Origin of the sequence: Vibrio sp. T3Y01, from assembly GCF_013114525.1 — a bacterium.
GTDB classification, from domain to species: Bacteria; Pseudomonadota; Gammaproteobacteria; order Enterobacterales; family Vibrionaceae; genus Vibrio; species Vibrio chagasii_B.
In genome coordinates, this window is record NZ_VTXJ01000006.1 from 53,379 (window position 1) to 64,853 (window position 11,475).

An 11,475-nucleotide genomic window follows, 5' to 3' on the forward strand; every position below is an offset into this window, starting at 1 on the left:
CGGCTACAGGTACCAGATAAACCAATGCCGACCAAATGGATACCCAACCGACAACAGCCGCTGCATCCAACCAATCTTTCCTATTCATGCTTTGCCTCCACAAGAATTACCCTAGATTCTAAGCATAAACAGTGCCAATTTTATAAATGACCTGTTTTAGACGTGATTACCTAAAACACTCCATGCAATTAAATGGTTCATTGTATTGAAGCGACTCAGGATTATCCTGCAAAAACGCAATAAAGCAGTCTGCCATTGAGTAGGTCGTAACTGTGCCATCTCCGATCATATCCAACACCGCGTGATAACCTTCTTTTCCTTTCATCGTGTAGGCTGATGATGTGCCGCGATAGACGCGATCACGCGAAACTGGCTGCCAACCAGACTCTTCTGAATGAATTTCTAAATGATGGATGCGATGCCCGAGTGGCGCTTCTTTGTGGTAACAAAACCTTAAGTTATGGGTGTAAGGGAAACTCCCCGATCCTGTGCCAACCACACCGTTATCCAGTGCGTTATTGATGGCACCTTCCAACATACCAGCTATCGTTTCACCTCTGACTTCATACACGCCAATAGGTACGGCAAACGGTAGTAGCTTTCCGGCAATATCGGCAACCGAAACATCACCGCTATTAAGGGAGTTCCTTACACCACCAGAGTTATGGATCGCAAAATCTACCTGATGTCCTTTTTGGTTCATTAAGTAGTGGAATGATTGAGCAACGAGCGGTGCAAGTTGGCTTGGCCCATTTTCATCAGGGATACGAACATGGCGTAACTTAGTGTCGGCATGCGCTACTACTTGCTGCTGAAGTTTACGGACTCTAGGCTGATACTTGTCTGTAAGGATGCTTTGCAGCTCAGGATCTTTCTTACACACTGCGATGTTTGGGTGATTGTTCAAAAAATCACACGCCATATCATGTGCATCGTCTTGCCCTACTTCACTCAATTTCGCATCGATAAAGAGGCGTCGACCTAATAACAGTTCATTCTTGCCATTAAAGTGCGTCACTTTACCTTGAGCGTCGAACTCGATTTCGCAGTGGCCTAGGCTCATTGCGTGGAAGCCCGCTTGTACGACATAGGTATCACCCACTTTCACGCCATAGTCATCGTCTTTTACCAAGCCAATATCTGAGAAATCACCTTGCAAGCGGTGGCTATGACCGCCAACGATCACTCCAATGCCAGAGACATTTGCCGCGAGCTCTAAATCGGCTTCGTAACCAAGGTGACTGAGCAATACAATTTTATTGATACCTGCTTTGTGAATTTGCTCTATGGTTGCTTTCGCTGTTTCAAGGGCATTTTCAAATGGAGTATCTAAATCTGGGTTGGCAATACTCGACATCTTATCGATGCTTAAGCCAAAAATAGCGACCTTCTGACCATCGAACTCTTTCGTTATATAAGAAGCACTTCGTGTTTCGGGTTGATAAGGCTTAACAATGTCGTTGTCTGCTAAGGTATGAGTTTTATTGATATCTTCATTCGACAAGTTCCAGTTACCGGCCAATAGCGGAAATTGGATTTTCTTTGCGAACATAGCAACGGGTTCATTACCCATGTCTAGTTCGTGATTGCCGAGAGTCATAGCGTCAATATTCAGTGCATTCAGCAGATCGGCGTTGGCTTTCCCCTTGAACAGAGAAAAGTACAGGGTCCCTTGAAAGCAGTCCCCAGCATGCAGGAACAGGGTTCCGACCTTTTGTCGTTGGGCATCTTGTTCTATTTGTTTAAAGCGTGTTGCGATTCGAGCGAAACCACCAGCACTGACATAAGGTTCAATGATGTGGTTGTTCATTTTAAGTGATAGCTGTAATGACGTTGGTTCAAAGTATGAGTGGGTGTCGTTGATGTGTGCCAACACAATTTTTGTCGGCTTATTCTTTTTAGTCATATTGTCTTCTCTCTTTGTCCCTTCATACTAGGTCGAGAATCATGACAGAATCGTGAATTTTATGAAACTGCACTGCAAAAAAATACTCGAGATAGATCAAAAATCTCATTTTACGGCGTATAAACAAAGAGTGGGTTTTGTGACAGATAAGCATACCGAATATGCATTTTTCGATTATGATTAAAGATATCTGTTAGCTTTCAAACAATTAGCAGAGCCTTCCGTTAGGAGTAAGCCTATGCAACTAGAAAGAATCGAGATTTCTGGCTTTCGAGGTATCAAGCGCATGTCATTGGCGTTTGACGAGCTAACCACGCTCATTGGTGAAAATACTTGGGGTAAGTCTTCACTATTAGATGCCCTTTCCGTCGTTCTGCCCTCAGACGGTGTGCCATACCACTTTGAAATGACCGATTTTCATGTCGATTACTCAGTTTCACATCCACAGTCTCAACATCTTCAAATTGTCCTATCGCTCAAAGCCAACGACAAGAGCGAGCTGAATGCAGGCCGTTATCGCAAGCTCAAGCCGATCTGGGTCCAAGATGAATTCGGTGTTTATCGAATTTATTACCGAATCAGCGCGACTTTGGAGCAGTATGAAACCACCACCCACTATGCATTCTTAGGCCTAGATGGTAACCCTCTCAAGCTTCACCATTCAGAAAAGCTCGCACAAGAATTGATGACCTTGCACCCAGTAATTCGATTACGCGATGCAAGGCACTTTGATCGTCCTTTTAATGCCAAGTCACTTAACCATAACGCGCCTATCAATGGTAACGGGAATGGAAATTCGAACAATGGCAATGGCAATGGCAATGGCAATAATGGTAACGCACGCCAAGCTCGAATTGAAAAACGAATCGATAATACATGCCGTCGTCTAATGGCTATCCCTGGGCATGTAAACAAAGGCGAGATGCGCAGCAGCTTACAGTCAATGCAGAGCCTGATTGAACACTACTTTTCCTTCAAGAGTAATTCGCGTCGTAACCCAAGAAAACAAAGAGATGGCTTGCTCTATTCAGCTGGGGCTAATGATCAGAGTATTCATCAACTTGTTGAAGAAACCAAGAATAAACAAACTCGTTTATTATTCATGGGTTTACTGAACGCTTACCTACAAGCGAAGGGACCAAATGACTTAAGACGATGTGCGCGTCCGCTTTTGATCCTCGAAGATCCCGAAGGTCGATTGCACCCTACTCACTTGGCGAGGGCTTGGAGCCTGATGCAAAAGCTGCCAATGCAGAAAATCCTCACTACTAACAGTGGTGAGTTGCTTGCCGCGGTTCCATTACAATCTATTCGTCGTTTGGTTCGTCAATCAGACAAAACCATCGCTAATCAACTGAACATGAACCACTTCAGCAAAGATGAATTGAGACGTATTGGTTTCCATATTCGGTTCCATCGCTCTGGTGCGTTATTCGCTCGATGCTGGCTGTTAGTTGAGGGTGAAACCGAAGTTTGGCTGTTTAATGAACTGGCCAACCAATGCGGATATAACCTTGCAGCCGAAGGTGTACAGATTATTGAGTTTGCTCAGTCTGGGCTCAAAGCTTTAATCAAAGTCGCACAAGAATTTGGCATCGATTGGCACGTGGTCACCGATGGGGATGCCGCAGGTAAAAAGTATGCAGCAACGGTTCACTCCAAGCTTGGTAACGATCAAGAACGCCATCGTTTAACCGAGTTACCAGATAAAGACATCGAACACTATTTATATATGAATGGATTTGAGAGCTTTTTCAGGGACATGGTCAAGATCCCTTATGATCACCCTATTCCGCCGAAAAAAGTAGTGGCTAAAGTATTGAAGAAACATGCAAAACCGGACCTCGCTTTGGCGATAGTTTCCCATTGTGAGAGCCGCGGTCAAGAATGCATACCACTGTTATTACGCTGGACACTAAAACGAGTGATCACCATGGCGAATGGGAATACCTAAGCCTAAAACTTTAGCTTTTCTGATAGACGCTATAAGTTCTTCTGTAGATAAGATCATCGTATTTTTAGAGTAACCAAAACCAAAAAAGGCACACCAAGTGGTGTGCCTGTATAAATTGATATACAAATTAATTGGGGGTTATCTTGCAAGAGTTCACAGTAACTAAAGCAACGTTGCTTAACGTATTCGTTACGCCTTTGCTTGTTTAGCGTGTTGTTCAACCACTTCCGAAGATTGAGTTGATTTTGCGTGAAGCCACAAGCCCGTAGCTTTCATCAAGTATCCAAATACTCCGCCAAGTAGTAAAGAAGGCACAACTAATTGCCAGTCACCACCTGCAGCAAACGTCGCACAGCAACCAATGAAGGTCCCTGGGATATAACCTAACCACGCTTGTTTTGCTTGAATACACATAAAGAAAGCGACAATAGCCGTAATCACATAGCCTAAAATCTCTAACCCTGCGAAGGTTGAGCTTTCGATAATCACCATTGCCCAGAATACGCCTGTCATGTTGGTCAGTAAGCTACCTGCCAATCCTTTTACACCGCCTGTTGGCGAAGCAAAGTAACTGGTGCAACCTAAGAAACCTGCCCATGACAATAAGCCGAAAGAGATAGCTATCCATCCCCAAAGACCTGACAAAATACCTGTTGTTAATGAAATCGCGACTAATGTACTCATACTATTTCTAAAGCCTAATTACGTAATTGAACGTAACCGGATTTAGCCTCACTTAAAATCAAGTAAGCATACTATGGTAAGAACGTCTTCTTTTAGCCGATCATGATCACATTAATAATGTACGCGAATGTGCATTTATCACTAGATAGAGACCGAAATCGCTTATTCAACATATTTGGTTATTAGCGCTGATGTTGAATATCCACTAAAGAACGGACGGTTTGCCTTTCATCATGCGCTTGCCTTCACGCTTGATACATTCAGCAAGTGGGTTTTCTGCCATATCGGCACGCCAAATGAATGAAAGCGTACGTTCCATCTCAAGCTCTGGAACATTCAGGGTAACGAGCTGACCTGATTCAACAAACTGCTCGACGTCTAGATAAGGTAAACACGTTAAATATGGGCCGTTTGCTACCAAACTTCTTAAAACAGGAACGTGTTCATACTCTCGCCAAACATCAAGATCACCAATTAAATGATGAATAGAGCTATCAAAAACTTTGCGAGTACCCGAACCGTGTTCGCGTAATACCCACTTCGCTTGCTCTAGTTGCGCCAAACTCACTCTTTCACGCTTCGCAAACGGGTGATGAGCGGATGCAACCACGGTTAAATGGTCCGTACACCACACTTCTTGATGTACTCGACTGTCGTCACAACGTCCTTCGATAACACCCAAGTCATATTTGTAATCTAATACGCCATCGATAACGGCATCGGTACTTTGTACACCGAGCGAGATTCGCATCTCTGGAAAGTCATTATCAATAATACTGATGAGGTCTGGTACCAAGTGCTCTGCGGGGGTTTGGCTCGCACCTAATTTGAGCTCTCCGCTCAATAAATGCTGTTCGTAAAAACCCATTTCGATTTGCTGCGCGTCTTGCAGTAAACGCTTCGCTTTGGGCCTTAGCCACATGCCCCAATGAGTAAGGGCCATTTGCTTGCCCTGCCTTTCAAACAAAGGCCTACCAAGCATTTTTTCCAACTGTGCTAGAGACATACTTGTCGCAGATTGAGTCAACGCCAACTTGTCTGCTGCAATACTAACGCTCCCGGAATCTGCCACTGCATCAAATACCGCGAGTTGCTTTAATGAATAACGCAAAATTCATCCTTAATGCTTTTAATTATTTGTGTCCTATTGCTCTGTTTTTGTTAAGCCGATGAGCAATCAATTTCATTTTACGCGTAACCCAAGCTATATCAATAAATTTGATGTGGTTTTTAAAAATTATCAATTTTACCTCTATCGACCAACCCCCTAATCTGGAATGGCAGGACGCAACGAGCCCTGCAAAACATTACTGATTAACCAAGTCATTAACACTAGGAATTACACATGACGGATTGTTCAAGGGGGGGATATGGCAACCAGCACTTCTGAAAACCATCAGCTGTTCTCACCAACAGAAATGATGGCGGAAGCAGAAAAGTTTGCATTAAGCAAAGCAAATAAAACCAGCAGCATGACTTTAAGTTTAGCGATCATGGCTGGCGCATTCATCGGGCTTGCTTTTTTATTCTACATCACGGTAACCACGGGCAGCGCTGATGCTGGATGGGGATTGAGTCGCTTAGCCGGCGGTCTTGCATTCAGTATGGGTTTAATCCTGATTGTGATTTGCGGTGGCGAGCTGTTTACCAGCTCAGTGTTATCAAGCATCTCATGGGCTAACAAGCAGATTACCTTCACTAAGATGCTGTCTATTTGGGGCAAGGTCTATGTCGGTAACTTTATCGGTGCCATGTTCCTTTTGGCTCTAGTAAGCGCAGCTGGCTTGTATCAATTGGATGGTGGGCAATGGGGTTTAAATGCTCTGAATATTGCTCAACACAAGCTACACCACAGCCCTGTTCAAGCTTTTGCTTTGGGTGTGCTTTGTAACTTATTGGTGTGTTTAGCCATTTGGTTAACGTTCAGCTCTGCTAATGCCATGACCAAAGCGATGATGACCGTATTACCTGTAGCGATGTTCGTTAGTTCAGGCTTTGAACACTGCGTGGCGAATATGTTCATGGTTCCCCTAGGCATCACGATTCAAACATTCGCACCAGAAAGCTTTTGGATGCAAATTGGCGCAACACCAGCCCAGTACGCAGACCTAAACATCATGAAATTTGTCACCGCAAACTTGGTGCCTGTAACAATCGGCAACATTGTAGGTGGTTCGGTATTGGTCGGCTTAGCCAATTGGAGCATCTACCGTCGCCCACAACTTAAAGCAGCAAAAATTACTGCAATTACACAAACAACAGAAATTACGTCAGTTAAGGAAATTACTATGAACACAGCAACGACTATCAAGCAAATCATGAACACTCAACCAATTACACTAAGCGTAGAAATGCCTACATCAGTGGCAATTGATTCACTATTAGATGCTCAACTTGTTAGCGCTCCTGTTTGCGATGTTGAAGGTCGTCTGGTTGGTATCTTCTCTGTTCATGACGTAATGGTTGACCTTTGGTGCCAAGATTACATCCCAACTAAAGGCCAGAAAGTCGTAGACCTAATGAGCCGCGACGTTGTGGCAATCGATGCAAGCGACAAGCTAGTTGATGTGGCTGAGTTCCTATGTATTGACAAAGAGCAACTGTATCCGACTACTAGCATGGGCTTCGCAACTCGCCTGACTTCACTTTCTTTAGAAGAGCGTGCGAAAGCGATGAAAGTAAGCCAACCACATATGCTTCCAGTGTTGGAAAACGGTGTGATGGTAGGTGTTCTTACTAGAACTGAGGTGATGCTAGCACTTCGCCCAATCTACGGTGACCGCCTAAACGTGGTTCCAAAAGCGGAACTAGAAACTGCTTAACTGGCTAACGGGTTAACCCACTGTGGTTTAACATGCAACGGTTTAACTAGGAAGCGTATAGCTAACGACTGTTTTACTAGCTAACTAGAACAAGGGAAGCAATTAGGGATTAGTTGTTCTCCTCGAAAATCAGTCATGGCAACGTTGACTGGCTAAAAGTAAATGGTGGCTTAAAGCGCGACTAAAGGTTTGACACAAAACAGATCTAACCGCGTTACCATTTACCATAATAAAAAGGCGCAAAGTGAATACTTTGCGCCTTTCTCTATTTCTAACTGTCGTGTTTAGGTATCTAGTGAATTTGATATTAATTAAAAGACGATACCTACAAGCGACCAGTAATCACTTGATTACTTTTTGACACCTTCAACGTGTAGATCCATGTCTACGTAGCTTGAAGCGCCCATTACTGGAATGTTGAAATCAGCAAGTTCTAGACGTGTTGTACCAACGAAACCAGCACGCTCACCACCCCACGGGTCTTGACCAGCACCAATGAACTCAGCTTCGATAACGATAGGCTTAGTTACACCGTGAAGTTTAAGGTCGCCCATTACTTCAAGTTTGCCGTCACCTTTATCGACCACTTTGGTACTGTTAAATGTCGCGTCAGAGAACTTACCAGCATCAATGAAATCAGAGCTACGAATGTGCTTATCACGCTCAGCGTGGTTAGAGTCAAGGCTCGTTGTATCAACGATCACGTTTACTTTTGATGCTTCAACGTTGTTTGCGTCATACGAGAAGTCACCAGAAAATGTGTTAAAACGACCTTGGATAAAGCTGTAACCCAGGTGGCTAACTTTAAAGTTTACAGAGGCGTGCGCACCTTTTGTATCAATCACGTAATCAGCAGCGTTAGCAGCGAAAGGCATTGCCATAGCGAATGCTAATCCTGTAGCGATAATTGACTTTTTCATTTTGAAGCTCCTATCATTTTTCGTAGCGTATCGTCTTTGTCGATAACGTGGTGTTTTATCGCTGCTAAGGCGTGCACTGATGCCATTATGATCAGTACCCAGGCAGCATAGTAGTGAACCGTTCCTGCAAGATCAGATTGGTTTGCAAAAAGTTCACCCATACTAGGAACAGTGAACCAATTGAAAACGTCGATCCCACGGCCATCTGATGTAGAAATCAAATAACCTGAAATAAATAAAACCGCTAAGTTAACGTACATGAAGCCGTGCGCAATTTTTGCAGCTACAACTTCATAGGCTTTACCCTCCACGTTCGGTGACGCGGTAACTAACTTCCAAACCAAGCGAACTACAGTTACAGCGGCCAAAAGAATGCCTACCGAACGATGATAGTCTGGTGCAGTTTTGTACCACTCGCTGTAATATGAGAGGTCAACCATCCATAGGCCAACACCAAATAAACCAAAAATTGTTAGCGCTGAAATCCAATGCATCGCTCTTGCTAAAGGGTTGTAATTTCTAACGTTGTTGTCCATACATCTATTCCGAATGTTAACGATTGGTGTAGTTTTGCAAAGCGTACCCTACACTCAGTTTGTGTAACATAGTATTTACCAAGCTTTACATTGGTAACATCATTTCAAATTAAACGAGTTATTCAAAATTTTTGAACAAGTTTAGGCTTAATATTAAATTTCAACGATTTGCTCAATCTCGTAAAGCTCATCAGAAATGTCTAACATCTTACGTTCCATCACCTTTTGAGCGTCTTCTATCCCCTTGTTGTAGTAAACGGCACCAAACTTTTTACTGATGAAGTCGACCAGAAACTCAGTGTCGAACTGACCAAGCTCCACATCGAGCTCATCTTGGAGGTACTGTTGAAGCGTTTGAGTAAGTTCCGACTTCTGTTTTGAATCTAATTGAATGGTCATGACGATGTCCAAATAAAGTGTAGCTAGAACAATTGTGATTAACTGACTAAGATTAAGTTAACTGGCGATAACTTTGTTAACCAACCATAATCCTTCTAACTGATTAGAATTCCTCATAATTTAGAATACAGACCCTGGAAGTGCCAGTGCTATCCATGAAATCGCCTGGTAATCGCTAATTTTGATATGGGGATCAAGAACTCGCACTTTGCTAATAGGTAATGACACATCAATTACCGTACTATTGCCCATCAATAAGATAGTAACTATGTATAAGGGACTTCATTGTTATTAGATCTAGTGATTAAAAGCGTTAATCAATTTCAAGATGACTGCCTAAAACTATGTGAACACCACTACCCTACAGTGCATAACCAAGGGATCAGTGAGCATCACATCGGCAAAGCATTTGCTCGACGTATGGAGCACACCTTCGTAAGCTTTAATCACGCAAGTAACATTAGCCCTTTAGAAATGCTTTCTTCCGGAGATACCCCTCGACACTTTCGAATCTCGTCGGAGATTGGGACCGTTTGGGTGATCAGCCATCATATGGTCAGCGCGGGAAAGACTTGCCGTAAAAAATTGATGATAGATATCCACAACTGGCAGCAAGAGTACGGGTTTGCGATTCAACCCAATGATCTTCTGATTATCGTCTCTGACCATTGGATAAGCCGAAGTAAGAACAGCGGAGAGTTATTGCACTGGTGGATGGGCGAATTGCCCGACGAGATAAACGAGTACAGCCAACAAGGTATTACACTTAGAGAGAGTGACTCTCAATTTGCTGCCGATTTGAATAGTAACTTTAAGATCAGTCCGTGTTTTATTAAATTTGGCCACCCTTTAAAACGTTCAGGTAACCAGCAATTGGTTCGCAAATACCTACAACTTTACGCTGTACTTCAATGGCAATAAGAATATCGCTCAGCTTTTGTACTTGATATTAAATACCGAATCCTAGATCTTCATCCCAATATTTTACAAAAATCTATTTTTCATGCGCTCATTATTTACCCAAAAGCTAACTTAGGTTAAATAATAACGACTTGGTGTTTTGAATGTATTTTGAGAAGTAGATTGCATTTCTATGCAAAGATCAAAGCTGTTCGATTTTACAACTTTGACATTCACCCATAATCTAGTCCTTTAACCCTACTTTTCTCTTGTGTATAGCCCGTATTGCCTTAAATTGGTGCATCGTGATATGGACAATGTTACTCAGCTCATTAATTCATAAAAACTATTAATTGTAATTAATGATAAGTAACTTTAATGACTAATATCAATTATCATGCTGATTTTTCGTTAATTATATTTATTTATACATTGATCCGACAAATAAGTTTTTATTAATTGACAATTTACTTACACCTGTCAATATTGTGACAGCCGTGACTTTTATGTCCGTCAATGAATTACCCCTTACTAGCGAATATGATTTTATCAGACAGAAGTGAATTTATTAGCTGTATATCAGTAGATGCCGATATGCAGTTTATTGCTAAATATCAAGACCTCACTCTAAGAAGCGTCTATCAACCTATATTTGACCGTTCTATGTGTCAGATAGGTGTAGAGGCTTTGGTGCGAATCTCTAATAGTAATGGCGAAAGTGTTCGCCCGGATCACTTCTTTCATTCAGACGAAACCTCTAATGCGGATAAAATAAACGTTGAAAGGTTGAGTCGCGCAATTCATATACGTAACTTTGCTCAATCTACTGTCCGTCACCTTCAACTCTTTTTGAATGTTCTGCCAAATGTAGGCGAACTCTTTGCCGCAGAAAAAGTAAGCGAGAGCTTATTGGCTAAAAGACTCCACGAGTTAAACCTGTCCTGTGACCAAATCGTCATGGAACTCGTTGAACTTAGTGTCGATAGTGAAGAAAAGCTCAAAGTGGCGGCCACTTCTCTTGCAGACAACGGCTTCCAAATCGCTGTCGATGACTTTGGCACTCAGGCATCAACAGAAAACCGCGTTTTGCACATTGCTCCCCATATAATTAAAGTCGACCGCTCTGTCATGCTTAAGTTTGAGGATGGCGATACCTCCGATATGGAACTTGCTATCTCTCTAGCTGAGTCGATCGACGCGAAAACGGTGATTGAAGGTATTGAAACTCAACAGCAGCTAGAACGTATGCAGGCGTTAGGATTCGATATGTTCCAGGGCTACCATTTAGCGATGCCACAACCGATTGAACTCGACTTACAACTTGCAATGTAATTCCCCTCTTCCTTTTTTCGCT

At 42.8% G+C, this 11,475-nt stretch carries 10 protein-coding genes; 4 read left to right on the forward strand and 6 right to left on the reverse strand.

The genetic code is table 11. The features are described from left to right. Nucleotides 1–166: 166 nt before the first annotated feature. Nucleotides 167–1,906 carry a bifunctional UDP-sugar hydrolase/5'-nucleotidase gene (locus F0232_RS08305; RefSeq protein ID WP_105058180.1) on the reverse strand — a complete coding sequence of 580 codons (1,740 nt, stop codon included), beginning with the start codon at nt 1,904–1,906 and terminating at the stop codon, nt 167–169. A gap of 238 nt (nt 1,907–2,144) precedes the next feature. On the opposite strand from F0232_RS08305, the gene F0232_RS08310 reads away from it, so the two are divergent. Further along, nucleotides 2,145–3,860: an ATP-dependent endonuclease gene (locus F0232_RS08310; RefSeq protein WP_061030972.1), complete on the forward strand. Its 1,716-nt coding sequence runs from the start codon at nt 2,145–2,147 to the stop codon at nt 3,858–3,860. Between the two features lie 189 nt (nt 3,861–4,049). Here the strand turns inward: F0232_RS08310 and F0232_RS08315 are convergent, their stop codons facing one another. Beyond that, nucleotides 4,050–4,544, reverse strand: a complete 495-nt coding sequence (locus F0232_RS08315; RefSeq protein WP_004738068.1) for a DUF1097 domain-containing protein — start codon at nt 4,542–4,544, stop codon at nt 4,050–4,052. A 205-nt stretch (nt 4,545–4,749) separates the two neighbouring features. Beyond that, entirely contained in the window at nt 4,750–5,655 is a 906-nt protein-coding gene (locus tag F0232_RS08320) for a LysR substrate-binding domain-containing protein (RefSeq protein WP_017631156.1), read from the reverse strand. A 259-nt stretch (nt 5,656–5,914) separates the two neighbouring features. Here F0232_RS08320 and focA point away from each other — a divergent pair, with 259 nt between their 5' ends. Then, complete coding sequence (gene focA / locus F0232_RS08325; RefSeq protein WP_105058179.1) at nt 5,915–7,366, forward strand: formate transporter FocA; 1,452 nt, start codon at nt 5,915–5,917, stop codon at nt 7,364–7,366. A gap of 350 nt (nt 7,367–7,716) precedes the next feature. On the opposite strand, the gene F0232_RS08330 is transcribed toward focA, so the two are convergent. The 3 genes from F0232_RS08330 to F0232_RS08340 all read right to left on the reverse strand — a co-directional run bounded on the left by F0232_RS08330 (nt 7,717) and on the right by F0232_RS08340 (nt 9,221). Beyond that, nucleotides 7,717–8,286 carry a YceI family protein gene (locus tag F0232_RS08330; protein WP_105058178.1) on the reverse strand — a complete coding sequence of 190 codons (570 nt, stop codon included), beginning with the start codon at nt 8,284–8,286 and terminating at the stop codon, nt 7,717–7,719. Beyond that, complete coding sequence (locus F0232_RS08335; protein ID WP_105058177.1) at nt 8,283–8,822, reverse strand: cytochrome b; 540 nt, start codon at nt 8,820–8,822, stop codon at nt 8,283–8,285. The genes F0232_RS08330 and F0232_RS08335 overlap by 4 nt, the downstream gene beginning before the upstream one ends. 153 nt (nt 8,823–8,975) lie before the next feature. Further along, nucleotides 8,976–9,221, reverse strand: coding sequence for a DUF2164 domain-containing protein (locus F0232_RS08340; RefSeq protein WP_105058176.1), 246 nt, complete (start codon nt 9,219–9,221; stop codon nt 8,976–8,978). Nucleotides 9,222–9,506: 285 nt separating this feature from the next. Here F0232_RS08340 and F0232_RS08345 point away from each other — a divergent pair, with 285 nt between their 5' ends. Together F0232_RS08345 and F0232_RS08350 are read left to right on the forward strand one after the other, a co-directional pair. Further along, nucleotides 9,507–10,142 (forward strand): hypothetical protein, encoded by a 636-nt coding sequence (locus tag F0232_RS08345; RefSeq protein ID WP_008216929.1) that lies wholly within the window; start codon nt 9,507–9,509, stop codon nt 10,140–10,142. Between the two features lie 573 nt (nt 10,143–10,715). Next, the gene (locus F0232_RS08350) at nt 10,716–11,453 is read left to right on the forward strand and encodes an EAL domain-containing protein (RefSeq protein WP_105058840.1); all 738 of its coding nucleotides are present in this window, start codon (nt 10,716–10,718) and stop codon (nt 11,451–11,453) included. The last annotated feature ends 22 nt before the right edge of the window (nt 11,454–11,475 follow it).

Bases quoted from the DNA above. Each gene is read 5' to 3' on its own strand.
- F0232_RS08310 (WP_061030972.1), top strand. From the start codon at position 2,145: ATGCAACTAGAAAGAATCGAGATTTCTGGCTTTCGAGGTATCAAGCGC.
- F0232_RS08335 (WP_105058177.1), bottom strand. From the start codon at position 8,822: ATGGACAACAACGTTAGAAATTACAACCCTTTAGCAAGAGCGATGCAT.
- F0232_RS08315 (WP_004738068.1), bottom strand. From the start codon at position 4,544: ATGAGTACATTAGTCGCGATTTCATTAACAACAGGTATTTTGTCAGGT.
- F0232_RS08350 (WP_105058840.1), top strand. From the start codon at position 10,716: ATGCAGTTTATTGCTAAATATCAAGACCTCACTCTAAGAAGCGTCTAT.
- F0232_RS08340 (WP_105058176.1), bottom strand. From the start codon at position 9,221: ATGACCATTCAATTAGATTCAAAACAGAAGTCGGAACTTACTCAAACG.
- F0232_RS08330 (WP_105058178.1), bottom strand. From the start codon at position 8,286: ATGAAAAAGTCAATTATCGCTACAGGATTAGCATTCGCTATGGCAATG.
- focA (WP_105058179.1), top strand. From the start codon at position 5,915: ATGGCAACCAGCACTTCTGAAAACCATCAGCTGTTCTCACCAACAGAA.
- F0232_RS08305 (WP_105058180.1), bottom strand. From the start codon at position 1,906: ATGACTAAAAAGAATAAGCCGACAAAAATTGTGTTGGCACACATCAAC.